The organism is Streptosporangium sp. CA-135522 (assembly GCF_050949235.1).
Classification (GTDB): Bacteria; Actinomycetota; Actinomycetes; order Streptosporangiales; family Streptosporangiaceae; genus Streptosporangium.
Genome location: NZ_CP192026.1, coordinates 809991 through 835073 on the forward strand (window position 1 = coordinate 809991; position 25083 = coordinate 835073).

Consider the following 25083-nt stretch of genomic DNA (forward strand, 5'->3'; position numbering starts at 1 on the left):
TTGCACGTCGTCTATCCGGCCGTCGTGGCGGCGCTGCTCTTCTCGATCGGCGTGTACGGCGTGCTCGCCCGCCGCAACACGATCCTCGTCCTCATGTCCGTCGAGCTCATGCTCAACGCGGTCAATCTCAACCTGGTGGCCTTCGACGTGTGGTTGCGCGACCGGTTGCACGGTGGCCAGGTGCTCACGTTGTTCGTCATCGTGATCGCCGCCGCGGAGGTCGGTCTCGGCCTCGCGATCATCCTCGCGCTCTACCGCAATCGCAATACCGTAGACCTCGACCGTCTCCGAGCCCTGGCCGAACCCGCCGGCACCCACGCCGACGCCCACGCCCACGCCCACGCCGACGTCGCCACCGGCCGGGCCGAGAGCCGGAACCCGGCCCAGGCCCAGGACCCGACCCAGGACTCGACCCAGGACTCGACAAGGGGCCCGACCGGCTCCCGCACCGACGTCACCGGCTCGGGCCAGGCCGTCTCCGAAACCGTCACGCGGTCGGGGGACACGACATGATCACCGTCGCCGCACTCGCCATCCTGCTGCCGTTCGCCGCGGCGATCGTCGGGCTTCTGGGGTCCCGATTCCCCCGGGGCCTGCGCGGTGGAACCGCCGACGCGGTCGCCAACCGCAGGGCCGCCTGGATCGCGGTCGTGCCCACCGCGATCTCCACGGCGCTCGCCCTCTGGCTGGCCTACGCCGACCGGACCGGCGCGAGCGCGGGGCGGGGCGGGCCGTTCGCCGCCCCCGCCGAATCCGTCGGGCCCACCGGTTCGCCCGGGCCCACCGGTTCGCCCGGGCCCACCGGTTCGCCCGGGGTCGCCGGCGTCACCGGAACGCTCGACGTCATCGACACGGGTTCGGTGCCGATCTCGGTCGGACTGCTCGTCGACGGCCTCGCCGCCTCCATCGCGGTGCTGGTCACCGTGGTCGCGCTGGCCGTGCAGATCTACTCGGTCGGATATCTGCGCGACGACCGGCGTTACCCCTCCTACAGCGCGTTCATCAGCCTGTTCACCAGTGCCATGCTCCTGGTCGTCTACGCGGCCGACCTCATCGTCCTCTACGTGGGCTGGGAGATCATGGGGCTGTGCTCCTACCTGCTGATCGGGCACTGGTGGGAGGATCGGGCCAACTCGCGGGCGGCGGTCAAAGCGTTCCTGGTCACCCGGCTCGGCGACGTCGGCTTTCTGTTCGGCCTCTTCGTTCTCGGTACGGCGGCCGGCAGCTTCAGGATCGCCGAGGTCGTCGCCAAGGTGCCGGAGATGTCCGCCGGCACGATCGTCGCCGCGACCATGCTGCTGCTCGCCGGAGTCGCCGGCAAGAGCGCCCAGGTGCCGCTGCACGTCTGGCTCCCCGACGCGATGGCCGGTCCGACTCCGATCAGTGCCCTCATCCACGCCGCCACCATGGTCGCGGCCGGGATCTTCATCGTCGCCCGTCTCTACCCGGTCTTCCTCGGTTCCGGCCCGACCCTCGACGTGCTGGCGGTCCTCGCCGCGCTCGGCATGCTCGGCGCCGCTCTGGCCGCCTTGGCCCAGGACGACCTCAAACGCGTCCTCGCCTACTCCACGATCAGCCAGCTCGCCTACATGGCCGGTGCCCTGGCCGCAGGGTCCGAGAACGCGGCGATCTTCCATCTCGTCACCCACGGTGCCTTCAAGGCCCTGCTCTTCCTCTGCGCCGGCGCGGTGATCCACGCCGTCGGCTCCAACCTGATGAGCGCGATGGGAGGGCTTCGAAGGGAGCTGCCCGTCACCTTCGTGACGATGACGATCGGCTTCGCCGCACTGATCGGACTGCCCCCGGCCAGTGGGTTCTTCAGCAAGGACGAGGTGCTGGTGGCCATGGAGCGCGCGCTGTCCGCAGGGTCGCTCACCGACGCGGCGGCCCTGCTGTTGTACGGCTGCGCTCTGGCCACGGTCGCGGTGACCGGCGCCTATGCCACCCGTGCCTGGCTGCGGACCTTCTTCGGCGAGCGACCCGCTCTCGCCCTCCCCGAGCCGGCGCCGGGCATCGCGCACGTTGTCGATGTTCACGAGGCGCCGGCCACCATGCGCTGGCCGATCGTCGTTCTCGCCGTCCCCGCCCTGCTCCTGGGCTTGGCCGGAGTGGGCGGCGTCCACTGGGGCACGGCCGCCCTCAGCGTCGTGGTGGCACTGCTGGGCGCCGGTGTGGTTTACGCGATGTGGCGCAGCGACCCTGCGGGAGATCCAGCCCGCGTGCTCGGCCCCTTCCGCGTCCCGTGCGAGCGGGCCTTCTACGTCGATGCCCTCTACGCCACGCTGTTCGTCCGGCCCGTGCTCGGACTCGCCCGCCTGGTCGCCCGCGCCGACAATCGTGTGGTCGACGGCGCGGTGCGTGGCTCGGGCCGGGCGACCGTGGGGCTGGCGGGATTGGCGCGCCTGGCCCAGAACGGTAACGCCCAGCTCTACGTCACCGGCCTGCTCGCCGGCGTCCTCCTCATCGCGGTCGGGGCGGTGATCTTCGGATGAGATTCCCGTCGTTCTCCCCGGCCATCGTCGCGGCGCGGCCGTCGATCCGTCCGGCGGCGGTGGTGCGCCGATGAGTGCCGTTCTGCTCGCGTTTCCCGGATGCGCCGTCCTCGGCGCGTCGACCAGGCGCGTCGGCCGGTTCACGACCTCGACGACGGGTGAGAGGACCGGACCATGAGCTGGGTGCTGATCGCGCTCCTCGGAGTGCCGCTGGCGGGAGCCGCCGCGCTGCTCGCACCGGCCGGAGCGGACACCGCAGCCGCAGGGCGGCTGCTCCGGCTGCACGGCCTGGCCGTTTCCGGGGTCACGTTCGCGCTGTCGGTGGTGCTGGCCGCCGCGTTCGACTACGCAGACGCCGCCCGGATGCAGTTTTCGACGGACCTGGCCTGGGTTCCGGGGCTGGATCTCAGATTTCACGTCGGGATGGACGGGATCTCACTGCCGCTGGTCCTGCTGACCACGTTGCTGACCTTCCTCTGCTTCGTCTACCTGTGCTGGGGGCGTGCCGACCGGCCGGGGCAGCTGCTGCGGCCCGAACCGGGCGGCAACCGGCCCCGGGCTCTGGTGTTCACGCTGCTCATCCTCGAAATGGGCATGATCGGCACGTTCCTCGCGCTCGACCTGCTGCTGTTCTTCGTGTTCTTCGAGGTCGTTCTCATCCCGATGTACTTCATGATCGCTGTCTGGGGCGGACGTGCCCGGCGGGCGGCAGCGATCAAGTTCATCCTCTACACCCTGCTCGGATCCGTCGTGCTTCTGCTCGGTCTGCTCCTCGTCTGGGCGCAGACCGGCACCCTTGACATGGTCGTCCTCGCCCGAGCCAGGGGAACGGGGATGTCCCACGCGGTGCAGGTGCTCGCCTTCGTCGCCGTCGGCATCGGCCTGGCGGTCAAGACCCCCATGTGGCCGCTGCACACCTGGTTGCCCGATGCCCACACCGAGGCGCCCACCGTCGGGTCGGTGCTCCTGGCGGGTGTTCTGCTCAAGATGGGCACCTATGGCTTCGCCCGTATCGCCATCCCGATCCTGCCCGGCGGCGCCGCGGTCATGGCGCCCTGGCTGGGCGCCTTCGCGGTGATCGGCATCATCTACGGCTCCCTCGCCTGCCTGGCCCAGCGCGACCTCAAGCGGATGATCGCCTATTCCTCCATCGGTCACATGGGCTTCGTCCTGCTGGGCTTCGCGACGCTCACCCCGGTCGGCGTCAACGGCGCCCTGTTCGGCAACATCGCCCACGGTCTGATCACCGCGCTGCTGTTCTTCGTCGCCGGAGCGATCAAGGAGCGCTACGGCACCGCCGACATGCCCTCGCTCGGCGGCGGCATGCTGTCGCGCCTGCCGCACCTCGGTTCCCTGCTCACCTTCGCCTGCGTCGCCTCCCTCGGGTTGCCCGGCCTGGCGGGCTTTTGGGGAGAGCTGTTGGCTCTCTTCGGCGCCTTCGAACCCGCCGCGGGACTGTCCCGTCCGCTCTACCTGCTCTTCATGGCCCTGGGAGGTCTCGGCACCGTCCTGACCGCCGCCTACTTCCTGGTCATGCTCTCCCGCGTCACCCATGGCCGGCCCACCGAAACCGTTCACGCTCCGGTGCTCGCCGCGGTGGGCGGGGCGGGAGGCGACCGACCGAAGGTCGCGTTGCGCGTCGGGATCGCGGGCGTGCGAGACGTGTCCGGTTACGAGCTGGCCGCCTGGGTGCCCCTGATCGCGCTGATCCTGCTGCTCGGTCTCTGGCCGAAGACGCTTCTTCTCGTCACCGGCCCGGTGGTTCGGACCCTCCTGGGGGCACCGTGATCCAGTCGATCGACTACTACGCGGTCGCGCCGCTGCTGGTTCTCGCCTTCACCGCCGGGCTCGTCCTGCTTCTCGACGCCTTCCTGCCCCACAGACCGTACGCGCGTCCCCTGCTGGGCGCGGTCACCCTGGCCGGAGTGCTGGGAGCCCTGGGGGCGGTGGTCGCGCAGGCCACGCGGGGCGGCGGTCCGATGCGGACCTTCTGCGTGCCCGCCGGGCTCTCCGGCCCCACCAGGGCCGGCATCAGCGCTTTCGACCCCAAGATTCTCGAATCAGGAGATGCGGGTCAGTTCTGGTCAGGGCGGGGGATGCCGGTCAACGCCACTTCGGCACCGTGCTCGTTCGTGGTCGACGACTTCACGCTGATCTTCGCGGGGCTCGCGCTGGCTGCCGGAGTCATCGTGGTGCTGCTGTCGATGGCGGAGCTCTCCTCCGGCGACGTCCCCGTCGGCGAGTGGTATTTCCTGCTGCTCTGCACGCTGGTCGGCGCGGCCGCCCTGCCCGCCTCCCGGGATCTGGTCATGCTCGTGGTCGCGCTGGAGCTGGTCTCGCTGCCGGTCTTCGCGCTCACGGCCCTCAAACGCTACGACGGCCGGAGTTCGGAGGCGGCGGTCAAGCTCTTCCTGGTCTCCGTGGTCTCCACGGCCGTGATGCTCTTCGGCGTCTCCCTGCTGTACGGCATGACCGGAACGGTCTACCTCGACCGGCTGGCCCAGGTCCTGCGGGAGCCCGTCACGGGAGCTGCGGCCGGCTCGGAGCAGGCCGCCCCCGCCGCCGGGGCGGCTTCGGACGCCTACACCTCCACACTCCAGATCGCCCACGACCTGCCACCGGTGCTCACCGTGGCCGTGGTCCTGGTGCTCGCCGGATTCGCCTTCAAGGTCGCGGCGGTCCCGTTCCACGCGTGGGCGGGCGACGTCTACCAGGGGGCTCCGGTCCCGGTGGCGGCCCTGCTCTCGGTGATCTCCAAGGCCGCCGGATTCGCCGGTCTGATCCTCATCCTGGTCGCCGCCCTGCGTGGCCAGGCCGCGGTCTGGGCGCCTCTGGTGGCGATCATCGCCGCGCTGACCATGACCGTCGGCAACCTCCTGGCTCTGCGCCAGCACCATGCCGTGCGCCTGCTCGCCTGGTCCTCGGTCGCTCAGTCGGGTTACATCCTCGCGCCCCTGGGAGTCCGCGACGACGAGGCCATGGGCGCCTCGATCGCCTATCTCGTGTTCTACGCGGCGATGAACCTCGGGGCGTTCGCGGTGGTCATGCTGGTGTCCCGGCGCGGTGCCCGCAGCGAGGTCGACGACTATCGCGGCCTGGCGTTCCGCAACCCGGCGGCCGGCCTGGCCCTGGCCTTCTTCCTGATCTGCCTGGCCGGACTGCCACCGGGGCTGGCCGGGCTGTTCGCCAAGATCGTGGTCTTCCGCGGGATCGTCGACGGTGGCGGAGCCTGGCTGGCCGTGGTGATGGCCGTCAATACGGTCATCGGGCTCTACTACTACGTCGCCTGGGTCATGCGGATCTTCACTCCGATTCCGGTGACCGAGGGCGCTGAGGCTCCCGCGGCCGGCGATAGCCGTACCGAATGGGTGCCGGTGGCCGTGGCGATCGTGCTGGCAGGCATCGTCGCCGTGGTGTTCTCGGCCGCCCCGCAGGTGGTGCTCGACCTTCTGCCGGAGACCTTCATCGCTTCGGGCTGAACACGCTCGGGAACGTTCGACCTGGCCGAAGACGTTGGCACTGGTGAATCGGCATCAACCGAGAGGGGGGTGTAGTGCACCACAACGGTCTGCGTACCGCGGTCCTTCTCGGCGCACTGTCCGCGGTGATCATCGCGGTGGGGGCGTGGCTGGGAGGCGGCGCCGGCGTGCAGATCGCAGTTCTGGTCGCGCTGGTGACCAACGGTGTCGCCTATTTCTTCTCCGACCGGATCGCCCTGTCCGCGATGCGTGCCCGACCGGTGAGCGAGGTCGAGCAGCCGACCCTCTACCGGATCGTGCGTGAGCTCTCCACCGAAGCGCGCCAGCCCATGCCCCGGCTGTACGTCTCGCCGACCATGCAGCCCAACGCCTTCGCGACCGGCCGCAATCCACGCAACGCCGCGGTCTGCGTGACCTACGGCATCACTCAGATCCTCAACGAGCACGAGTTGCGCGGGGTCATCGGACACGAGTTGTCCCATGTCTACAACCGCGACATCCTGGTCTCCTCGGTGGCGGGCGCGCTCGCCACGATGATCACCTACCTCGGTTACGTCGGCCTGTTCTTCGGCGGCGGGGACGACGACGAGGGCCCCGGTTTCCTCGGAGCCCTGCTCATGATGGTGCTCGGCCCGGTCGCCGCGGGAATGATCCAGATGGCCATCTCCCGATCCCGGGAGTATCAGGCGGACGAGTCCGGAGCCCGGCTGACCGGTGATCCGTTGTCTCTCGCCTCGGCGCTGAGGAAGATCGAGATGGGTGCCCGGCAGTTGCCGCTCCCCGAGAACGGCCGCATCGCCTCCGCCTCCCACCTCATGATCGCCAATCCTTTCCGCGGCGCCGGGCTCGGCCGGATGTTCTCCACCCATCCGTCCACCGCCGAGCGCATCGCCCGGCTGGAGCGAATGGCCGGCTACCGTCGTTGACCCGGCTCAGGGGCTGAGGCCGGCGACGATCGGATTGTGGACGGAGCCGGGCACGGTGAAGGTGTCCACGAGCTGGACGAGCCCCGAGCCCCGATCCACCCGGTACCAGGTGTAGACGATGTCGACCTTTTTCCTGATCGTCTGGGAGGCGACCATCTGCAGGTCGAGGTGGTCGGCGCCATCCCATCGGAGCCGGGTGGGGATCTTCTCGGTGGGAAGCGCGATCAGCTGCCCGCTGCCGGGCCGGCCCGCCGCCACGTTCCACAGGCCGATGGCGGATTCGTCGTCGGTGAAGTGGGCGACGGTCGTGCCGTCCGGGCTGAGCGCACCCCCCACGGGGACGCGCCCCTTCTCGGCCAGGGTGGCCGTCGTGTAGATCCCCGCTCTGAACTCGTCGTCGACGGCGAGCATCAGCTTGCCGTCGGAGCTGAAGCTCCACGGCCGCAGGCCCGGCGGTACCGTCGAGCTCTTCCCGCTGCGCGCGTTGAGGATCCTGTCGTCCCGCCCGCTGCCCATGACCACGTAACGCCCGGCAGGGGCGAGGTCGATCCGGGTGGAGCGCAGCTCGCGCGACCACCGCACCCCGGGGACCTCGCTCACCTTTCCCGTGGACATGTCCCGGATGACGAGCGCCCCGCCTTCTCGCCGGAAATAGGCGACATATTCCCCGTCAGGGGACAGGGCCAGCGGTGCCCGCCGCCTGTCCGTTTTTCCCGCGAACACCCGGGCGTCGGTGAGCTTGATCACCTGACCGTCCCACGTCCAGAGCGTCCAGGGAGCGCAGACGCACCCGGCCAGCCCGGCGTAACGGACCGAAGATCCGGTGGCCGTGTCGTCCGCCTTCGACGACACCCCCGCACCCAGCGCCACGACGATCGCACCGGCGAGAACGGCCGGTCGGCGGAACAATCTCATCGTGAGCCCCCTGAACTCATCGGCAGGGGGACCATTGCCTACGGTCACTGTACGCGCCGGAGAAGGCATTGCGCCGGTACGACCAGGAGTGTCACCGGAGCCCGGATTGGGCGGCATTTCCGAGCCGGCCGGGTCACCGGTGACTTTCAGGTGTACGCCTCGTGATTCCATCCCGCAGGAGCTCCGGTCGGTGTCCGGCGACCTTGAGAAGGACCCTTCGCGGAGATTCCAGACCCGGCGGCGTCTCCCGTGAACGGGTACGCGGTCCGCGTCAGCGACTGCCGATGGGCGCGCACGAACTCACGGAAGCCGTTACGCGGTCCGCGTCAGCGACTGCCGATGGGCGCACACGAACTCACGGAAGCCGTCATGGCGATCCGATCCGGCCTCCTCTCGTCCGTCACCAGCGGGTGAGGAGGCCTGCGAGGTCGGAACCCTCAGGAATGCTGGGTGACCGGATCGGTCTCTTCCGGAGAGAGCCCGGGGATGCCGTCGATGCTCTCGCGGTTGTTCTTGGCACGGTAGGTGCGCTTCTGCTGCACGTCCTTGCGACCCGCCCACTCGTCCAGCAGGGTCCGGTCCTCGTCGAAGGACATGAACGGCACCGAGAAGCCGCAGGAGTCGGAGATGCGGTCGCAGTCGACGACGATGATCGACCGGACGCCGGGGTGCGGGCCGAAGTGCTTGATCAGCTCGGGGAAGTCAGGGCCGTCCGGCACGACCACCCTGCCGGCGCCGTACAGGCGGAGAATGTTGGGAGATCCGGAGAAGGCGCAGAACATGATCGTGATGCGGCCGTTCTGGCGGAGGTGGGAGATGGTCTCCACGCCGCTGCCGTCCAGGTCGAGGTAAGCGACCGTGGTGTCGTCGAGTACGGCGAAGGTGTCGGCGTATCCCTTGGGGGAGACGTTGACGTGCCCGCCCTGCTCCGGGGCGGTCGCGACGAAGTAGACCGGCTGCGCCTCGATGAACTCGCGCAGCCGGCCGCTGATCCTGTCATGAATTTTCCCCATAAAGGGAAGATAAACGGTCGCTACTCGCCGGGCAGCCACCAGGTCCACGGGTCGGCCCTGACCGTGAAGGAGTCCAGCTTGCGGGTGGCTCCCGTCTCGGCGTTCACCGTCCGCTTCACCGCCGACACGACGGTGCCCTCGTCGTTGCCGCTGGTGTTCCACAGCGTCAGGGTGCCGGCGCTGTCCCAGTAGAGACGCTGCGCGCTCTCGTTCTTGGGCATGCCGAGCGGGACCGCGTCGGAGACGGTGTCCGAGGACAGGTCGTAGGTGCGCAGGCGAGGCTTGCTCGACGCGCCGGTGACGATCAGCGCGACGGTGGTCCCGTCGTCGGCCAGCGCGACCGGCGAGTTGTTGGACACGATCTGCGGGACGACCTGGCGCGAGGTCTCGTGGCCGTCGATGTCGAAGACCGCGAACTCGGTGATGTTGTCATCGGTGAACCGACCGGTCAGCAGATGCCGCCCGTCGGGACTGAAGCTCATCACGTTGTTCTTCGCCGGCAGCTTGGCCACTTTGCCGGTCTTCAGGTCGGCGACCAGGGTCGGCAACTTCTCGGCGTCGTCGAAGTAGTCGACCACGACGATCGAGCCGTCGGGGGAGATCATCGGGTCCACGCCGCTCTGGTCGAGCCCCTTGGGCAGATCGGCCGCCTTGCCGGGGAGCGGACGGACCTGCCCGCGGTTCACATCGCGGATGACGAGCTTGTCACCCCTGATGTAGCTCACGAACCGGCCGTCACCGCTGATCGCGAACATGGTGGTGGAGCTCTTGTCCACCTTGCCGCCGGCCTGCTTCGGGTTCACCCGCGCGTCGGTCAGCTTGATGGTCCTGCCGCTGCGCATGGTCAGCTTCCAACCGCCGCAAGGAGACTTGGGCTCCTTCTTTCCGCAGCTCTTGATCCAGGAGTACCGGACGGAGTCGGTGGATGCGGCTCCCGTCTTCGCATCCGCCGGAGTCATGATCATGGTTGCGGCCGCTGCCGCGACCGCCAGTGCGGCCAATCCGCGCGAGGGTTTCATCGACGTTCCTTTCGTCACCTGGATAGATGCGGCTCAGGTGCGAAAGGTTGTGTCACGGATCAGCCACGTTCCCGCTGTGTCGCCCCTGCCGGCCTACCGGCCATCCGCTCGGGCGGGTGAACCGGACGGGCGAGACGTCAGGCGCGTTGGCCGCCGAGAGTGATCACCGGACGAGCGAGGTGTCAGGCGCGTTGGCCGCCGAGGGTGATCACCGGGCGGCGGCTCGCACCAGATCACCTTCAGGCCTGTGAACTGCTCAAAAAGCTTCGGCGTTGACAACCTAGTCAGTGCTAAGTAACGCTGACCTAGCGAAAACTAGGTAATAGGAGGATGGGTGCCCAGACCAAGCAAGAGCGTCCTCATCACCGGTGCGTCAGGCGGGATAGGACGCGAAACCGTGCAGCGCCTCAGCGGCCTCGGTTGGCAGGTGTTCGCCGGCATGCGCTTCCCGCAGGCAGGACGCACCCTGTTCCATGGGCTCGACGGGGTGGTGCCGGTGGAGCTGGATGTCAGCCGGGAAGCCTCGCTTCACCAGGCCCACGAGCAGGTCGCCCATCACCTGGCCGAGCATGGCCTGGACGGCTTGATCAACAACGCCGGCCTCGGTGTCGACGGCCCCGTGGAACTCGTGCCGACGGCGGCGTCACGCCGCCAGTTCAAGGTCAACGTGATCGGCAAGATCGCTATCACCCAGGTCTTCCTGCCCCTCATCCGAGCCGCCCAGGGGTGTGTGATCAACATCGGCGGCGCAGCCGTTCGCTACGGCGTCGGCCTGGAAACGCGATACGGGCTGCCCATCCTGCTACGCCTGCCCGAACGGCTTCGCGACCGGTCCTGATGTCCACCTTCGGCCTCAGCCCCAAGGCGTTCCCCACCAGCAAAGCGTGATCGGTCCTCCGGCGAGAACAGAACAGCAAGGGAAAGCAATGGATCTTCATCTTCGTGGCAAGCGCGTGCTCATCACCGGTGGATCGAAGGGCATCGGGGCCGCGGTCGCCGAAGTCCTGGCCGAGGAGGGCTGCGACCTTCACCTGGCCGCCCGCAGCAAAGACGCATTGGAGGAGCTCGCCCTCCGGCTGGGCGGGCAGTACGGCGTCGACGTCCACATCCACCCCGTCGACCTGAGCCGATCCCACGACATCGCCACCCTCGTCGAGACTCTGCCCGACCTCGACATCCTGATCAACAACGCCGGCGACATCCCGGCCGGTTCGCTCCAAACGGTGGACGAGCGCACCTGGCGGGAAAGCTGGGAGCTGAAGGTGTTCGGCTACATCAACCTCACCCGGCACATCTACGCCCGGATGAAGGCCCGCGGCCATGGCGTGATCATCAATGACATCGGCGCCGCGGGTGAGCGGGTCGACGCCGGATACATCGCCGGCAGCACCGCCAACGCCGCCCTCATGGCCTTCACCCGCGCCCTGGGCGGAGCCAGCCTGCGCGACGGCATCCGTGTCGTCGGCGTCAACCCTGGTCCGGTCGCCACCGAGAGGATCACCAAACTCATCCAGACCAGCGACCGCTTCCGCGAGATGGCCGCCCGATTCCCTCACGGCCGCGCCGCTCATCCGCGCGAGATCGCCGACATGATGGCCTTCCTCGCCTCCGACCGCTCCGCCTACACCAGCGGCGTCATCGTCACCATCGACGGTGGTCTGTCCGCCGGCACCACCTGAGCTCCTGCCTTGGCGCATACCCAACCCCGCCTCGGCGCCCATCTCCGGTGACGGCGGGACCTCTCCTCAGGGTGACGCCCGGCCGTACATCGATGGATCGCTTTTTCGCGGATCGATGCGCTCGCATCGTTCACCAATGACAAATCGAATCGAGGAGACGGCATCCATGACCGGCAAACACGGTGCCATGACGCGTGAGGAACGCTATGAGCAAGGTCTGAAGGTGATGCGGCAGATCGACGGCCAAGCCGGAGAAAAGATCATCAAGTCCCTCCGCGACATCTCACCCGAGCTCGAACATCAGGCGGTCGCCTGGGCTTTCGGTGACATGTACGCCCGCCCCACCCTGCCGCCCCGTGATCGGCAACTACTGACGCTCGGCATGCTCACCGCGCTGGGCGGCTGCGAGGCCGAATTGGAGATGCACGTCAACGCTGCTCTTACCGTGGGTCTGAGCCCCGAGGAGATCGTGGAGGCATTGCTGCACTCGGCCGTCTACTGCGGTATGCCCAGGGCGCTCAACGCCACTTTCGTCGCGAAGAAGGTCCTCGCCGAACAAGGCCTGTTGCCGATCAGCGCCGACGACTGACCTCCCCCTCATGGGCGGAGTCGCTGTCCGCCCATCGAGCCACCTGGGCTCACGGCCGGGCCTGTGGCTGGACACCGATGACTCGTGCGGCGGAAATCAGCGGCGGGAATCACGAAAGGAGATGACCGACCCGCACGTCTCCGGTGTCGCTCGGCGACCTTGCCGTTCACCGGGGTGCGAGCGCTCACCGGGGTGCGAGCGGTCGGCGAGTGCGAGCGTTCACCGGGGTGCGAGCGGTCGGCGTCATATCGCCGGCATCGAGGCTTCCGAGAGCTTCTGGAAGCCGAAGGCGCGGCGTGTCCACGGTCACCGTGTAGATGCTCGCCGCACACATGTCGCCGCACATGCGAAGGAGCGGCCCGAGGCACAGGACAAGGCTCCCCCTGGTGGACGGTGTCCTTGGCCGTGTGCCCCGGATATGCCTTCCGAGCTGATCAATTCCTGAACGCGCAGTTCAGAGCCGTGAGTGCCCGTCTGCTAGCGGTAGTTCGTGAATTGAAGGGCGATTTCCAGGTCTTTGCCCTTGAGAAGGGCGATGACCTCCTGCAGCTCGTCCCTCTTCTTGGAGCTCACCCGCAGCTCCTCACCCTGGACCTGGGCCTTGACCCCCTTGGGCCCCTCATCCCGGATGATCTTCGAGATCTTCCTGGCGTGCTCCTGGTCGATGCCCTCCTTGAGGGTGACCAGGAGGCGGTATTCCTTGCCGGACAGCTTGGGCTCATCCGCGTCGAGAATCTTGAGCGAGAGCCCTCGCTTGATCAGCTTGTCCTTGAACACGTCAAGGACGGCGTTGGCGCGCTCCTCGCTGTTGGCCTTGATCTCGACAGCCTTCTGGCCGCCCGACCAGGCGATGGTCGCGCCGGTGCCCTTGAAGTCGAATCGGTGCCCGACCTCCTTGACCGTCTGGTTCAGCGCGTTGTCGGCCTCCTGATGGTCGATCTTGCTGACGATGTCAAAACTGCTGTCGGCCATGCGTCGACTATCCTTTCTAGCTCTCATGCCGACCCTAGCGCTTCACCTATCGGCTCATGATGAACGTGACCGTCAACACCTGGACGATGGTGTCGAAGGAAGCCGGAAGATCGAGAAGCTTCCGCGGATCGGTGCCGGCCCGCGTATCGCCGCACGCCGCGAGGTGACGCGTGCCCTCCTCGCCGGAGACCGCCGTGGCTCACCCCAGGCGCCGACCGTCACCAGGACCCCGCGGCAAGCCGTCGACACCCGTGTGCCAGCCTCGCGATGCCGGAACAAACAAGACTCATAGGTCACGAAAGTCCTGGTACGGCAGGCTATCGATGGGCAGTCTCCGTCGATGTCACGTCACGCCCGGAAGTCCGCTATTCTTCTTCCTGTCGCCGCCTCGAGCGGATGACGCGGCAGGTTGCCCGAGTGGTCAAAGGGAGCGGTCTGTAAAACCGTCGGCTCAGCCTACGCAGGTTCAAGTCCTGCACCTGCCACACCAGCAGAAACAGCCCCCTCACCAGCGGAAACGCGGTGCGGGGGCTGTTCTCGTATGTCCGGCTGTCTACGGCTGTCAACGGTGCTCTACGGCTGGCTGTTCCCAATGCGTTCCCACGGGATCAGCCCTTGGTGGCCTCCGAAATCCGGCGCATGGCCTCACCGTCCTGGCCGTGGATGCACTTGGCGTAGACCCGCAGCAGGACGTCCACGCTGTGTCCAGCCCACTCGGCGACCTGGGGTGCCGGCACCCCGGCGTTGAGCCACGTGGACACGGCCGCGTGGCGTAGCGCGTACGGGACATCCATCAGCGGCGACAGGGCTTCTTCGGCGGTGAACGCCTTTGCTCTCGCCTCATGGAAAACCTTCAGGTAAGCGCGATCGGTCATTAATCCACCACGTGGGCCGATAAAGACGCGCCGGTCCGGGCCGGTGCCGAACTCGTTAAGGTGCGCTCGAAGTAGCGCCACCAGCTCAGGATGGATCGGCACTCGCCGGGTGTCTCCTTCGGCGCGGTGTTTGAGCCCGCGGCGCTCTCGCGGCCGACCGCTGTTGGTCCACCGACTTCCGGCCCGTGGTTCCGCGTTGGTAAGCCGCATCTCCCCCCACCCTTCTTCGGGAAGGCTGTGAAGGTGTTCCCGGCGCAGATCTACTACCTCTTCGGGGCGCAGAGCTGCGTAATACATGCACCCAAAGAACGCTTTCATGCGTTTTCCTCGCTGGCTGTTGGCTTCAACCTCGGCGAGAAATCTCCTTGCTTGGCTGATATTGACGACGGTGCGCGGGTCCACCGTGGTTAGTGTCCGAGGCTTGGTCCATTTCACGGCTTTGAGCGGGTTGGCCGTGAGTACACCGATTTCCTGACCGAACTCCATCGCGCTGTTGAGCGTCATGCGCTTACGGTTGGCGGTGTTCGCGGCAGCGGGCTTGCCGCTCAGTGTCTTGCTGATCCTGTCGAGAATTCCTCGGGCCAGCGCAGTTCCCGCGCCCTGCTCGCTGAAGGTGGACATGGGCAGGGTGTTCTCGTCGAGCCAGCGAACGACTTTTTCCAGTTCCGGCGGCGGTCCTCCGCCCTCGCGAATGCGGGTGCTGTAGGCCCAGCGGAGCGCGGCGCGTCGTATATCGCGAGAAGGAACCCCGATCTCGGTGCTTAGTGCTGCCTCGGTCGCGTCAACCAGCGCTTCGGCGATCCCGCGTCGATGGTTCGGCGAGGCATACGGCCATTTCGCGTCCACGAAGGCCAGCGTGAAGCTGTACCAGCTCAATACGGCCTCCTCCCGTTTCCACGAGATCGGGCGCCCTGTGATCGTGCTGAATGCCTCACCGCGGCGGGCAGCGGTCATCAGTTCTGACCGGAAGGCATCCGCCTGTGCGGCGTTGGCGTAGGGCTCTTTCCAGGACTTTCCTGCAACCTTCCACAGGACCCGGTAGGAGGTAACCGTGCCTTCGCCATTCCTTCGTTTCTCGGTCTTGTGGATGCGGACGTCGTAGGTGATGTCCTTCATCAGGATGCGTCCTCCATGCGGGACAGCCAGCGTTCGTAGTCGGAGAGGTAAACGCGCAAGTCGCTGTTGGGCAGCTTGGAGCATTGGGGGGCGCACCCCTTTTGCCGCCAGTCGTAGAAGGTTGAGCGGTTGATGCGCAGATCGTCGCAGATGTATTCGATGGTGAGTTTCTCTTCGTCCCAATTAACTCTGGCGGTGGGAGTCTCTTCCAGGGCAAAAAGCCATTTGTGGTAGGCGCTTCGCCGGACACGCAGGCTGCCGTTAAGCAATTTCAGGCACTGGGGGGCACGACCTTTGCTTCGCCAGTCGTAGAAGGTGCTGCGTGCGATCTTGAGATCTTTGCAGATTTGGTCAACGGTGATTGTTTTGACGTCGGCTTTTGTCACGGCGCGCGTGTCCTTCCGGGTACCAGGTGCGATCACTTACTCGGATGGCATTCGGGGTGGGTGAGGGCTCCGGCGGCGGTGAGTGCGGGGTCCATGGGGCGGTCGCAGTGGGGGCACAGGAGGTGGTCGCCAGATATTGGCTGTAATCCAGCGTCCACAGCGTCCACAGCGTCCACAACCGGGTGTTTGGGCAGCTCAGATGCCTTTGATCTTGTGGACACTGGCGGACCCGTAGTGTCCACATCAGCGTCCACAGCGTCCACAAGGCGGCCTTGTGGACGCTGAGTGGACGCTGTGTGGACGCTGGCGTTGCCCTCAGCGTCCACAAGGTTCCGCAGGTCAGACGGCGTTGTGGACGCTACGGACGCTGTGGACGCTGTTTTGCAGCCAATATCTGAAGGAGCCTTCAGGGAGATCAGCCGATGCCTGTAGTGATCCGCTGATCGAGCGGTGTCGTCGAACATGACCCCGACCGACCGCAGGATGGGTGCGAGGCGCTTGAGCTGCCCCGAGGCGCGGGTAGCGTCTTTGGGCCATTTGGGGTGGTAGCCGTCCGGCGGCGGAACCTGCTCCAAGAGCTGCCCCGCGGTTCCGCTCCACTGCCCGTGCTGCTGGATGAAGGCCACCACGGCGCTACCGAAGGGGTCACCTTCCAGGGCGTCTGCGGCAACGTTGTTGGCGGAGGCGATGTAGGTCTCCAGGGTGCTCCAGCCCTGGACGGCATCGACGGCGGCCAGGACGCAGGCGAAGTCGGCCATGCGGGGCATCCGGTCCAGGTGGATGCTGGGCAAGCGGTTCAGGACTTTGGCGAGCAGGTCGAGTAGGGCGGCGAGGATGGCGGGTCGGTCGGCCTCGAAGCGCTGGTCGAGTTCTTGTTCGGTGCGGCGCTGGTCTTCGCTGATGAGTTGCAGGTCGAGCATGAAGATGCGCTCGGCGAGGTCTCCGGCGAGGGCGCCGGCGTCGATGGTGGTCATGGCCAGGACGCGGCGGAAGGACAGGACGACGACGTCGTCGTCGGTGTAGAGGGCGCGGTCGATGATGCCGTCGCCGGTGACGGCCTTGCACAGGGTGTCCGACAGCCACGGCGCGATGGTCGAGACGTTGTCCAGGCACAGGGCCCAGGAGTTGAACGCCTGGGTGGCCCAGGTTTTGACGTCGCGGGGCTGAGAGCGCTTGGTTGCCGCAGAGGGGTCTACCAGGTTGATGACCATTTGAGCGGTCTTGGATTTGCCGGTGCCCTGCTCGCCTTTGAAGGTGAGCACCGGGTGCGGGATGTGTGGCACCCAGGCGGCGACCAGCCAGGCGGCGAGTTGGTGGAAGGTGGGGTCGTCCATGTTGACCAGGCCGCGGAGCATGGCCAGGCCATCACCGTCGCTGTGTGCGGGTTCGGGCATCGGGGACATCGCCCCGGAGCGGCGAAACAGCACCGGCGAGCGGCTGTGGACGCTCCAGCCGTCGGCGGTGACGATGACGCAGCGGCCGTCGGCGGTGCCCAGATCGAGCACGATCTGGTCGGGTCCGCCGGCCACACGAAGATGGACCGGGACAGGGTCGGTGGCCATGGCCATGCCTTCCAGCACGGCCATGGCGTCGGTGAGCGCGGAACTGGAGGGGACCTGCCCGCCGCTTGCGTCGGTGAACTGGCGGGCCAGTTGAGCGCGCAGGCCAGCCTTTCCCCGTAGCGGCAAGGCGATGTTGGGGCCGCGCCGGCGTACGCCGTAGGGGCGGCCGTCCTCGCTCATGACCAGGTCGTAGCCCGCGCGAGCCAGGGCGACGAGCTGGGAGGCTTGGGATGGGCCCTTTTCCTTGTCGCTCATGGTCGAACCCCTTTCGCGGTGCGGTGGGCTGAGGCGATGGTGCGGCGGGCGGGCAGTTCGGGATGGCCGCGGCTGACGGCGGCCTGAAGCAGCGCGGCCATGGCGGTTTCAGGGTCGATGTGGTCGCTTTCGAATGCGCGGCAGGAGGCCCAGAACAGGCGGTTGTTGAGGTCGTCGGGGCCGCAGTCCAAGACAACGCGCACCAGCCCTTCCAGCCGGCCCGCGCCCCCCGGATGGGTGTTGGCGGGGCTGGTGCAGGTCGGGGCGTGCTGGGTGGTCAGCAGGGCCAGCAGCCAGGCGGGGGCGGTGGCGATGCGGTCGGGGTGGCTGCCGGGAGCGAAGACGTAGCGCCCGCGGCGGGTGATGGAGCCGGGGCCGACCAGGTAGCCGCCGCTGTCGCGGATGTCGATGCCGGGGGCGAGCTTGCTGACGGAGTTGCCGATGCGCAGGTGGGGCGGGGCGGTCATCCACAGGTGCAGCCCCCCGGATGGGGTGAGCACGGTTGCGGTGTCCGGTACGGTGTGGCCCTGCTTACCGGCAAGGGCGTTGAGGGCGGCGGGTCCGTCCAGGCCGTTCTTACGGTCCAGGTCGATGCCGATCAGGTGGTGTGGGGCCCAGCCGCAGGCGATGCCGTACCCGGCCGCCCACGGCGCGGCGGCGAACATCTCCCGGATACGGCCAGGATCGACGCTGGCGTCATGTACGCCGTGCCCCAGGTTGCCGCAGCCGCCGGTGCAGCGGACCGTGTCGCCGGGGTGCGCGGTGGCGATGGCGGGAAGCTTGGTGCGGCTGAGAGGGAAGACCGCCATACCCCAGGTAGCGGCGGTCAGCGCGCGAGCACGGGCGGCCATCCACGCCGGGGCCGGCGGCCGGTGGCGCGACATGGTGTGTGCGGGCATGGTGAAGGTCCTTTTGCTCTCGTGGTTGATCAGATGGTGGGCGGGGCGGCTGGCGTGCCGGTGGCGTGACCGGCCGCCCCGCGGCGTGATCAGAACGGCGGTTCGTCGGCGGAGGATGCGCCGCTGGCGGCGGTGCGCTGGACCGCGGTGGGGCGGGCGAGAGCCCAGCGCAGGCTCGGGCCGACGTCGTCGATCTCCAGGCCGTAGCCGGTGCGCTGGATGCCGTCGGCGTCGGTCCAGTCGAACTGGCGCAGCACGCCGGTGGCGATGACGCGCTGACCTTTGGCGAGGGACCCTGCGATGTGCTGGGCCAGGTGGCGCCAGGCGGTGCAGCGCAGGAACAGCGGGTCGCCGTCGCGCCAGGTGCCGCTGCTCTGCTCATAGAAGCGGGGGTTGGAGGCGATGGTGAACCGAGCCATCGCGACCCCGTCCTTCGTCTGGCTGATCTCGGGGTCGGCGGTGAGGTTGCCGATGATGGTCAAGGTCGTCTGTCCGGTGGGCATGGCGAAGCACTCCTTACACAGGTGGTGGCCAGAGGCCGGGGGATGCACAAGAGCCTCGGCGCCGCTGGCGGCCGAGGCTCTTGTGCGTTGACTTCGATATGGGCAGGCCCCGCTCTCTGAGCTGAGGGCGGGGCCGGTGTTGTCCTGGGAGGCGGCTACGGCTGGATGACGGGGGTAGCGGTCGCCCTGGCGTTGCTCAGGGCCCCAGCACCTCTGTGAGCTCAATGAGGCTGTTCAACTTGCCGAGGGGCAGTGGCTGGCCAGGCTGCGCGGGCACCATGGCGATGCCGTAAGTAAACCAACCGCCGTCGCGGAAGTGATCCACAGCGAAGGAGCGGGCGCGCGGCTCGTTGGCCAGCGCCTCCTCAGGGGTGTCGTACGGACCAAGCAGAGCCGCCGCCCTACCTCGATAACGCGCGGTGACATAGAAGCCTTCGGTCATCATGTGGACTCCCGGTTGAGCAGGTGGTCCTGGCTGGTGATGGGCGGCCAGGGCGCTTTGTCCGTTGTCTGGCTGATCTCGGGGTCGGCGGTCGCCCTGGCGTCGCTCGAGGACGGCTGCTTGCTCGTTGGTGATGATCATTGCGGTAGCGCCTTTCTCGTGGTCTCGTGTGTTGGCGATGGGGTGGGTTCGGTGAGGTGGCCCCAGTGGGTGCCGAGGATCTCGGCGTCGGCCTCGATGGGCACGCCGCGGAAGGTGGTGGTCATGGCCTGGGCCAGCAGGTGCCGGGTGGCCTCGGCGTGGTGCTCGGGGACCTGCACGATGAGTTCGTCGTGGACGAACAGCCACAGCCGATCGTGCAGGCCCTGGGCCGTGACCAGTTCGTATACCGCGGCTACCAGCAGGTCGCGCGAGGTGGATTGAATGGCGTAGTTGCTGTTGGCGTACGGCCGGTCGGGGTCGGCGGGGATGCGCCGGCCAGAGCCGGTGATCACCACGGAGGCTTGGGCGATGTCCTGGCCGAAGCTGATGACGCGGGGGTAGGTGCGGCGCCAGCGTTCGATCACGCCGCGGGCGGTGGCCACCGACACCCCGGTCTGAGCGGCCAGCGCGCGGGCACCGCCGCCGTAGATGGTGCCGAACGTGGCCCGCTTGCTGACGGTGCGCTGCTCTTTGGTGAAGCTCTTGCCGTACATGAGTTCGGCGGTGGCGTCGTGGATGTCCACCCCGGAGGCGATGACCTGCATCAAGGTCGGGTCACGCGACAGCGCGGCGGCCACGCGGACTTCAACTTGGGAGAAGTCGCAGGACACGAGCACATTGCCGGGATCAGCGCGGAAGCAGTGCCGTAGCCGCGGGTCGTGCTTCTTCAGGGTTTGCAGCGCGGGTGCAGTGATGGACATGCGGCCGGTGCGGGCCCGCAGGGTGTTGATGGAGGGGTGGACACGGCCGTCTGCGTCCGCGGCGGCCAGGAAGGACCGCAGGTTGGCGATGGTGTTGGAGGTGGCCGCCATCGCCCGCCGCGCCGCGAGCAGCTCGACGGCTCCCGGCGCCAGGTGCGCTCGCCCGGCTTGGACGTCGGCGTCCAACTGCGCCAGGGTGTCAGCGGTGACCTGCGGCCGGCCGGTCGGCGTGCGCGGCAGCACGACACCGGTGACCTGCTCGGCCAGCCAGGCGGCGAACTTCGGGGAACCGCCCGACGTCCCCAGCCGCTCACGAATGAGGGCGTCGGCGGCGTGGTGTTCGGCCTCGGTCTCCGCCAGCAGCGCGGCGGTGTAAGGGCGATCCAGCAACAAGCCCCGGAGGGTGATCCCGGCGGACTGGGCCGCCAGCCAGTGCTCCATCCTCACCAGGTGGGAGAAGGCGCCGCACTTGGCCAGCAGGATCGGCAGCAGCCGCCGGGCGTAGATGGCGTCCAGCCCGGCATACACCACGTATGCCTCATCGGTGGCGGGGATGTTGTTCCAGCCCCAGGTCATGGCCCCGCCGCCGGCGCGGTGGCCGCGCGGCGCCAACTGCCGGGCTCGCTCGTGCAGCGCTTGTTCGGCCTGGGTGAGGCCGTTGTCCAGGTAGCGGCGGGTGAGGTCTTTGAGGCCGTGGCCGGCGCGCTCGTCAGGGTTGATGAGTTTGCTCAGCAGGTGGGTGTCGGCCACCCGTTGCCCCAGTGCGATCCCGAACGCCGACCAGCATGCGAGTACGTCGTAGGTGGTGTGGGTGACGAAGCGCCGGCCGGGGTCGCGCAGCACCTGCTCGATCGCCTCTCGCTGCCGCGGCAGGGTCGGGTCGAGGACCCAGGCGGCGGTGGGGGTGCCGAGTTGCAGGAGGCGCATTCCGGCGTCGGGGCCGAAGTGTCCGGGGCCGCCCGACACGATCGCCCGGCCTTCCACATCCAGCCCCAGCACCAGGTCGGAGGCGACGAACGCCGCGAACGCGGCGGGGTCGAAGTCGGCGTCGTCGGCCGGGGCGTGGATGGTCATGGTGTGGCCCGCGTGGGTGCGGGTGTAAACAGTCAAGGGGACACCTCCTTAGGCGGCCAGGTCACGTCCTGGCAGGGATGGCGTGTCAGCGGTGGCCGGGGCGTCGCAGGGCGGGCACTGCCACAGCAACGGCACCGTGGCCAAGCTCATCGGCCGGCCGCAGCGCGGACAGGTCAACGCCCGCGGCGCGGGTAGGAACGCGGCCAGCCACCCGTAGGCGTCACCGGCCAAAGCATCCGATGCCCGCGCGGGGTCCGCCCCCAGGTAGGGGGCGGAGATGGCCTCCGCGGGGGTGACGGCCTGTTCGGTGAACAGGCCGTCTTGGACCGCGGTCACGTCGCCCGCCGGGTGCGTCTGTTCAGCAGGGAGGCCGGGTACCAGTCCCACCAATCACTGATCTCGTCACGCAGGTGGCAGAAGTACTCGTCACCGCGGACCTTCTCGATCACGCCGTAGGCGATCGGGTCGTAGTGGACGTACACCTGATCGCCGATCGCGAATTCGCTCATGCCGCACGCTCCCCGGTGAGCGCCGCAGTCGCGCCGGCTCCGAGCAGCAGCCCGTAGGCGTGGTGAGCCTGTTGGGGGACGGCACCGTTGCCGATGACCTTCAACTGCTCCTTGCGGGGCAGGCCGAGGGCGGTGACGTGACCTGCGGCAAGGCCCATCATCCATTCGGCGAAGGCCGGGCTCAGGCGGCGGTTGCCGCGGGTGCCGGGTTCGGTCGGGCAGGGGGCCGCCCGCCCGGTGACGGCTTCCCAGCGGCGGATCGCGGGGCCGAAGTCGGTGCCGTCGGCGGCGATCCACCGCTCATCCAGGCGGACGGCCTGGCCGGGCAGGTAGTACCGGCCGCCACTGTCGCGCTGGTTCGGCTCGCCGTGCGGGCCGTCCGACGCCTTCGGGGTGGGCAGCAGGTTGACCACCACCTCGTTCAACGGCCGGCTGTTGCTGCCCAGCAGGTTGGAGGCTCCGGACTTCCAGTCCCGGGCCGCCGGGGTGGGCAGCAGGCTCAGTCGTCCTTCGGGGCCGGGAGCGTGATCACCGCGGTGCGCAGGTTCATCCCGCCGCGCCGCTTGGGTGAGGTCCCAGGGCCGCCAGTGCCGTCCGAGGTGGTCGGGGTCGGCATCAGCGGGATGGGCGAGGCAGAACCACCGGTCCCGCGGGTGCGGCGCCCCGACGTCGGGGTCACCAGCTCGTAGACATGTCCACCGCGCGTCATACCCGAGCGCGGCCAGGTCGGCGGCGACGACGTCCAACCCCCGAGAGCGGATCGCCGCCACGTTCTCCAGGAACACGAGACGCGGTCGAAGGACGCCCACAGCCGCAGCGACGTCCTTCCAGATCCTCGACCACTGGCCACCGATTCCATCCCTTCGTCCGGCGTTGGAGATGTTGCGGCACGGGAACCCGGCGGCCACGACGGTCGGCCGGTACAGCTCCCGCACGGTGTGCCAGTCGGCACAGGTGATGTCCCCCAGGTTCGACACTCCGGGGTGGTGGGCGGCGAACACGGCCGCCGCGAACGGGTCGTTCTCGGCGAACGCGACGACCTGGCCGCCGAGCCCCGCGGCGATGGCGATCTCCAGGCCGCCGAAGCCGGCGCACAGCGCGAGAACCCGGTGGCCGCTCACACCCCTACGGGTGTCGTCGGTGGCGGTGAGCACGTCCATCACGCCCCCCCGTCGAACCAGTAGGCGCGCTGCCAGTCGGGGACGCCGTACGTCTGGCCGAGCAGCGCGATCCGCTCGGTGATGTCGTCGGCCAGGTTGATCGTCCGGCCGCCCCACGTGCGGGTCACCCGCGCCAGGTGATCGCGGCACACCCGCTGCACACGGGGTGCCTTGGCAACCGCCGGGTTGGCACACCTCCGGTAGCCGCAGAGACGCTCGTCGCCGTACAGGCCGTAGGAGACGCCGTCGAGGTAGCCCACGTAGCAGATGCGGCACTCGTGCGGGTAGAGGCATTGCGGCATGTCGCAGGCGCGGCACACCGTGCGCTGGTGGTCTCCGTCCGGCCCACCGCTGTTGCAGAAGCGGCAGACTCCAGGGCGGCGATCGTGCAGCCCGCGCCCCCAACGACCGCGGTCGAGGTCGCCGCTCGGGTCGAGGGGCTGGACAAGTTCGGCGATGGTGGCGGTGACGTCCCGCGGGGCCACGTCCTCGCGCTGGGCGATTTGGCTGCCGGTCAGCGTGAGAAGGGTGACAGTGCCGGGACGTCGAGGGCTGTGAGGCCGTTCGACGCGGTAGCCGAGCCGAACGGCCTGCGCCATGCTCTGCTGGATGCTGGCCTCGGCGTCCAGCGCCGTGGCCAGAGCCGGGCCACGTGGCCCGGCTGCGGCTTGTATGGCGGGTACGGTCATGATGGAGTCGCCTCCTGATCTGGAGATCGGTGGGTGCGGGCGCGTCCGGCGTGGGCCTTCTTGGCGGGAGTGACCACGCTGGTACGCGCCCGTCTGGGATTCAGTGCCGAGCGGACTTCACATCAGCGGATGTTGAGCAGGCGGGCGCCTGCGCGGATCTTGCGTCCGCTGCCGTGGCAGTCGGGGCAGTAGCCGAAGGAGTGCGCGAACACCCAGCTACGCCGTTCTCCGGTGCCCTTGCAGCGGCGGCAGTCGGTGAAGGGGTGGCGCTTGAGGTTGAGCCGGTAGGCGATCACGGCGGTGAGCGCGAGCACGACTACGGCGGTTGAGTAGATCGCGAGGGTGGTCAGCGCGGTCAGAATGGACATGGGGAACTCCCGGACATGGGTGTTGAAGACACGAAGGGGAGGCGGAGCCAGGCGGCGGAACTGGACGCCTTGAAAGCGGAACTCCGCCCCGTCGTCGAGGCGGAACTTCGGCCGGAACTCTGGGCGGAACCCCTGGCTCCGAGAGCGGAATTCAGAGGCGGAACCGAGGGGCGTGGTCGGCGCTTAGTTGACTGCGCGGAGAACGACCTCTGAGGCGGAGACGTCGGGCGCCCCTGCTTCTTCTTCCAGCAGTTGTTCAAGGAGCTGGCGACCGTATCGGTCGGACACATTCAGGGCACGTCCGAGTTCGGTGCCGGTGATGCCGGGCCGGTCGATGCGCAGGATGCGGGCCCTGTCCTTGGTGCTCAGATCGGTGCGCGTGGTCTTCTTCGCAGGCGTTGCGGCGGTCTTGGCCCTGGTCTTGGGCTTGGCGTCTGCGGTGAGTTCGAGCCGGACGCGGGCCTCGGTCTCGACTTCGGCACGACGGACTCGCCGCTGCGTGTCGCTCTCGGCGTCTCGGCGGATCTGGGTTTCGGCCTGCGCCATACGGTCGGCGAGCTGCTTGTTCAACTCGACCTCGCGTGCAGCCAACGCGGTCTCCATCTCGCGCCGGGATGCCTGGAGTTCGGTCCCGAGTTCCGCCTGTACTTCCGCGCGGACGGCATCACGTTCCGCCTCGCGGGTGCGGGCGGCTTCCGTCTCCAGTTCCGCCCGGAGGGCTTGTACTTCCGCCTCCAGTTCCGCTCGAAGTTCCGCCTCGACGAGGGGGCGGAGTTCCGCCTTCATGACGGCCAGTTCCGCCTCCTGCTGTTCCCAGACGATGGCCTCGCGGGCGGTGGTGGCGGCCTTGGTGATGAAGTGCAGGGCCAGCAGTGCGGAGGCGTCCAGCACGAGGGGGATCGACCACTCGGCGCCGTAGCCGCCGCCGTAGGGGCGCATGACGGCGGCTTGGGAGGCGATGGAGGTCAGCATGCTGACCGCGAACAGTGCCAGGATCGCCGCACGGAACCACTTGGCCGCCATGGGGCTGACCAGGCCGTGGGAGAGCAGCGCGGCGAACACCGCGGGAACCAGGGCGAAGATGATGCCCAGCACCGGGTGCCCGGTGCCGACCTCGGGTGCGGTCTTGCCGGCGGCTTTCGCGGCGGCCACGGTCTCAGGGCCGGTGAGTGACAGGGCGTGCCAGAGGTTGAGGATCACCGAGACGGTGGTGCCCATGATCAGAATGGTCCACCATAGGGCCGTCCCATGTCCGGCCT

Annotated in this window: 24 protein-coding genes, 1 tRNA gene and 1 pseudogene; 9 read left to right on the forward strand and 17 right to left on the reverse strand. The window is 68.2% G+C overall.

Annotation, left to right across the window (positions count from 1 at the left end; translation table 11 throughout):
• From nuoK to htpX, 5 genes and pseudogenes are all read left to right on the forward strand, one after another.
• A pseudogene (gene nuoK, locus ACQPYK_RS04000) lies at positions 1-309 on the forward strand (NADH-quinone oxidoreductase subunit NuoK); the annotation flags it as partial.
• A 200-nt stretch (positions 310-509) separates the two neighbouring features.
• Positions 510-2492: an NADH-quinone oxidoreductase subunit L gene (locus ACQPYK_RS04005; RefSeq protein WP_433250351.1), complete on the forward strand. Its 1983-nt coding sequence runs from the start codon at positions 510-512 to the stop codon at positions 2490-2492.
• Positions 2493-2666: 174 nt separating this feature from the next.
• Positions 2667-4280, forward strand: a complete 1614-nt coding sequence (locus tag ACQPYK_RS04010) for a complex I subunit 4 family protein (RefSeq protein WP_433250354.1) — start codon at positions 2667-2669, stop codon at positions 4278-4280.
• Complete coding sequence (locus ACQPYK_RS04015; RefSeq protein ID WP_433250357.1) at positions 4277-5971, forward strand: NADH-quinone oxidoreductase subunit N; 1695 nt, start codon at positions 4277-4279, stop codon at positions 5969-5971. Before ACQPYK_RS04010 ends, ACQPYK_RS04015 begins: the two co-directional genes overlap by 4 nt.
• A 74-nt stretch (positions 5972-6045) precedes the next feature.
• Entirely contained in the window at positions 6046-6897 is an 852-nt protein-coding gene (gene htpX, locus ACQPYK_RS04020; protein WP_433250360.1) for a zinc metalloprotease HtpX, read from the forward strand.
• A gap of 6 nt (positions 6898-6903) precedes the next feature.
• On the opposite strand, the gene ACQPYK_RS04025 is transcribed toward htpX, so the two are convergent.
• From ACQPYK_RS04025 to ACQPYK_RS04035, 3 genes are all read right to left on the reverse strand, one after another.
• Positions 6904-7812 (reverse strand): hypothetical protein, encoded by a 909-nt coding sequence (locus ACQPYK_RS04025; protein WP_433250363.1) that lies wholly within the window; start codon positions 7810-7812, stop codon positions 6904-6906.
• A gap of 437 nt (positions 7813-8249) precedes the next feature.
• Positions 8250-8825 carry a pyridoxamine 5'-phosphate oxidase family protein gene (locus ACQPYK_RS04030; protein ID WP_433250366.1) on the reverse strand — a complete coding sequence of 192 codons (576 nt, stop codon included), beginning with the start codon at positions 8823-8825 and terminating at the stop codon, positions 8250-8252.
• 20 nt (positions 8826-8845) lie between these two features.
• Positions 8846-9844 (reverse strand): hypothetical protein, encoded by a 999-nt coding sequence (locus tag ACQPYK_RS04035; RefSeq protein ID WP_433250369.1) that lies wholly within the window; start codon positions 9842-9844, stop codon positions 8846-8848.
• A 334-nt stretch (positions 9845-10178) separates the two neighbouring features.
• On the opposite strand from ACQPYK_RS04035, the gene ACQPYK_RS04040 reads away from it, so the two are divergent.
• The 3 genes from ACQPYK_RS04040 to ACQPYK_RS04050 all read left to right on the forward strand — a co-directional run bounded on the left by ACQPYK_RS04040 (position 10179) and on the right by ACQPYK_RS04050 (position 12112).
• The gene (locus ACQPYK_RS04040; RefSeq protein ID WP_433250372.1) at positions 10179-10682 is read left to right on the forward strand and encodes an SDR family NAD(P)-dependent oxidoreductase; all 504 of its coding nucleotides are present in this window, start codon (positions 10179-10181) and stop codon (positions 10680-10682) included.
• An 88-nt stretch (positions 10683-10770) separates the two neighbouring features.
• Positions 10771-11523: an SDR family oxidoreductase gene (locus ACQPYK_RS04045; RefSeq protein ID WP_433250375.1), complete on the forward strand. Its 753-nt coding sequence runs from the start codon at positions 10771-10773 to the stop codon at positions 11521-11523.
• A gap of 166 nt (positions 11524-11689) precedes the next feature.
• Positions 11690-12112: a carboxymuconolactone decarboxylase family protein gene (locus ACQPYK_RS04050; RefSeq protein WP_433250378.1), complete on the forward strand. Its 423-nt coding sequence runs from the start codon at positions 11690-11692 to the stop codon at positions 12110-12112.
• Between the two features lie 477 nt (positions 12113-12589).
• Here ACQPYK_RS04050 and ACQPYK_RS04055 read toward each other — a convergent pair whose 3' ends face one another.
• The gene (locus ACQPYK_RS04055) at positions 12590-13084 is read right to left on the reverse strand and encodes a YajQ family cyclic di-GMP-binding protein (RefSeq protein ID WP_433250381.1); all 495 of its coding nucleotides are present in this window, start codon (positions 13082-13084) and stop codon (positions 12590-12592) included.
• Positions 13085-13487: 403 nt separating this feature from the next.
• Between ACQPYK_RS04055 and ACQPYK_RS04060 the strand changes: the two genes are divergently transcribed.
• Positions 13488-13569 (forward strand) — tRNA-Tyr (locus tag ACQPYK_RS04060).
• A gap of 123 nt (positions 13570-13692) precedes the next feature.
• Here the strand turns inward: ACQPYK_RS04060 and ACQPYK_RS04065 are convergent.
• The 13 genes from ACQPYK_RS04065 to ACQPYK_RS04125 all read right to left on the reverse strand — a co-directional run bounded on the left by ACQPYK_RS04065 (position 13693) and on the right by ACQPYK_RS04125 (position 25042).
• Positions 13693-15075 carry a tyrosine-type recombinase/integrase gene (locus tag ACQPYK_RS04065; protein ID WP_433250384.1) on the reverse strand — a complete coding sequence of 461 codons (1383 nt, stop codon included), beginning with the start codon at positions 15073-15075 and terminating at the stop codon, positions 13693-13695.
• Complete coding sequence (locus ACQPYK_RS04070; RefSeq protein WP_433250387.1) at positions 15075-15461, reverse strand: helix-turn-helix transcriptional regulator; 387 nt, start codon at positions 15459-15461, stop codon at positions 15075-15077. Before ACQPYK_RS04070 ends, ACQPYK_RS04065 begins: the two co-directional genes overlap by 1 nt.
• Positions 15462-15493: 32 nt before the next feature.
• Positions 15494-17278 (reverse strand): ATP-binding protein, encoded by a 1785-nt coding sequence (locus ACQPYK_RS04075; RefSeq protein ID WP_433250390.1) that lies wholly within the window; start codon positions 17276-17278, stop codon positions 15494-15496.
• Positions 17275-18177 (reverse strand): bifunctional DNA primase/polymerase, encoded by a 903-nt coding sequence (locus ACQPYK_RS04080; protein WP_433250393.1) that lies wholly within the window; start codon positions 18175-18177, stop codon positions 17275-17277. Before ACQPYK_RS04080 ends, ACQPYK_RS04075 begins: the two co-directional genes overlap by 4 nt.
• Before the next feature lie 89 nt (positions 18178-18266).
• Positions 18267-18680, reverse strand: coding sequence for a single-stranded DNA-binding protein (gene ssb / locus ACQPYK_RS04085; RefSeq protein ID WP_433250396.1), 414 nt, complete (start codon positions 18678-18680; stop codon positions 18267-18269).
• A 196-nt stretch (positions 18681-18876) separates the two neighbouring features.
• Positions 18877-19263: a hypothetical protein gene (locus tag ACQPYK_RS04090; protein WP_433250399.1), complete on the reverse strand. Its 387-nt coding sequence runs from the start codon at positions 19261-19263 to the stop codon at positions 18877-18879.
• Positions 19260-21134, reverse strand: coding sequence for a DNA polymerase (locus ACQPYK_RS04095; RefSeq protein WP_433250401.1), 1875 nt, complete (start codon positions 21132-21134; stop codon positions 19260-19262). The genes ACQPYK_RS04090 and ACQPYK_RS04095 overlap by 4 nt, the downstream gene beginning before the upstream one ends.
• 12 nt (positions 21135-21146) lie before the next feature.
• Entirely contained in the window at positions 21147-21434 is a 288-nt protein-coding gene (locus ACQPYK_RS04100; RefSeq protein ID WP_433250404.1) for a hypothetical protein, read from the reverse strand.
• Positions 21431-21607, reverse strand: a complete 177-nt coding sequence (locus ACQPYK_RS04105) for a hypothetical protein (protein WP_433250407.1) — start codon at positions 21605-21607, stop codon at positions 21431-21433. The genes ACQPYK_RS04100 and ACQPYK_RS04105 overlap by 4 nt, the downstream gene beginning before the upstream one ends.
• Entirely contained in the window at positions 21604-22767 is a 1164-nt protein-coding gene (locus ACQPYK_RS04110; RefSeq protein WP_433250410.1) for a DNA cytosine methyltransferase, read from the reverse strand. Before ACQPYK_RS04110 ends, ACQPYK_RS04105 begins: the two co-directional genes overlap by 4 nt.
• A complete protein-coding gene (locus ACQPYK_RS04115) occupies positions 22767-23456 on the reverse strand; it encodes a hypothetical protein (RefSeq protein ID WP_433250413.1) in 690 nt (229 codons plus the stop codon). Before ACQPYK_RS04115 ends, ACQPYK_RS04110 begins: the two co-directional genes overlap by 1 nt.
• 122 nt (positions 23457-23578) lie before the next feature.
• Positions 23579-23824, reverse strand: coding sequence for a hypothetical protein (locus ACQPYK_RS04120; RefSeq protein ID WP_433250416.1), 246 nt, complete (start codon positions 23822-23824; stop codon positions 23579-23581).
• Positions 23825-24007: 183 nt separating this feature from the next.
• The gene (locus ACQPYK_RS04125) at positions 24008-25042 is read right to left on the reverse strand and encodes a hypothetical protein (protein ID WP_433250419.1); all 1035 of its coding nucleotides are present in this window, start codon (positions 25040-25042) and stop codon (positions 24008-24010) included.
• Positions 25043-25083: the final 41 nt, after the last annotated feature.

What these genes read in the sequence shown, in the direction of transcription:
- ACQPYK_RS04005 (WP_433250351.1), top strand. Translation starts at nt 510, where the DNA reads ATGATCACCGTCGCCGCACTCGCCATCCTGCTGCCGTTCGCCGCGGCG.
- ACQPYK_RS04010 (WP_433250354.1), top strand. Translation starts at nt 2,667, where the DNA reads ATGAGCTGGGTGCTGATCGCGCTCCTCGGAGTGCCGCTGGCGGGAGCC.
- ACQPYK_RS04025 (WP_433250363.1), bottom strand. Translation starts at nt 7,812, where the DNA reads ATGAGATTGTTCCGCCGACCGGCCGTTCTCGCCGGTGCGATCGTCGTG.
- ACQPYK_RS04030 (WP_433250366.1), bottom strand. Translation starts at nt 8,825, where the DNA reads ATGGGGAAAATTCATGACAGGATCAGCGGCCGGCTGCGCGAGTTCATC.
- ACQPYK_RS04035 (WP_433250369.1), bottom strand. Translation starts at nt 9,844, where the DNA reads ATGAAACCCTCGCGCGGATTGGCCGCACTGGCGGTCGCGGCAGCGGCC.
- ACQPYK_RS04045 (WP_433250375.1), top strand. Translation starts at nt 10,771, where the DNA reads ATGGATCTTCATCTTCGTGGCAAGCGCGTGCTCATCACCGGTGGATCG.
- ACQPYK_RS04050 (WP_433250378.1), top strand. Translation starts at nt 11,690, where the DNA reads ATGACCGGCAAACACGGTGCCATGACGCGTGAGGAACGCTATGAGCAA.
- ACQPYK_RS04055 (WP_433250381.1), bottom strand. Translation starts at nt 13,084, where the DNA reads ATGGCCGACAGCAGTTTTGACATCGTCAGCAAGATCGACCATCAGGAG.
- ACQPYK_RS04065 (WP_433250384.1), bottom strand. Translation starts at nt 15,075, where the DNA reads ATGAAGGACATCACCTACGACGTCCGCATCCACAAGACCGAGAAACGA.
- ACQPYK_RS04075 (WP_433250390.1), bottom strand. Translation starts at nt 17,278, where the DNA reads ATGAGCGACAAGGAAAAGGGCCCATCCCAAGCCTCCCAGCTCGTCGCC.
- ACQPYK_RS04080 (WP_433250393.1), bottom strand. Translation starts at nt 18,177, where the DNA reads ATGCCCGCACACACCATGTCGCGCCACCGGCCGCCGGCCCCGGCGTGG.
- ssb (WP_433250396.1), bottom strand. Translation starts at nt 18,680, where the DNA reads ATGCCCACCGGACAGACGACCTTGACCATCATCGGCAACCTCACCGCC.
- ACQPYK_RS04090 (WP_433250399.1), bottom strand. Translation starts at nt 19,263, where the DNA reads ATGATCATCACCAACGAGCAAGCAGCCGTCCTCGAGCGACGCCAGGGC.
- ACQPYK_RS04105 (WP_433250407.1), bottom strand. Translation starts at nt 21,607, where the DNA reads ATGAGCGAATTCGCGATCGGCGATCAGGTGTACGTCCACTACGACCCG.
- ACQPYK_RS04110 (WP_433250410.1), bottom strand. Translation starts at nt 22,767, where the DNA reads ATGGACGTGCTCACCGCCACCGACGACACCCGTAGGGGTGTGAGCGGC.
- ACQPYK_RS04115 (WP_433250413.1), bottom strand. Translation starts at nt 23,456, where the DNA reads ATGACCGTACCCGCCATACAAGCCGCAGCCGGGCCACGTGGCCCGGCT.
- ACQPYK_RS04120 (WP_433250416.1), bottom strand. Translation starts at nt 23,824, where the DNA reads ATGTCCATTCTGACCGCGCTGACCACCCTCGCGATCTACTCAACCGCC.
- ACQPYK_RS04125 (WP_433250419.1), bottom strand. Translation starts at nt 25,042, where the DNA reads ATGGGCACCACCGTCTCGGTGATCCTCAACCTCTGGCACGCCCTGTCA.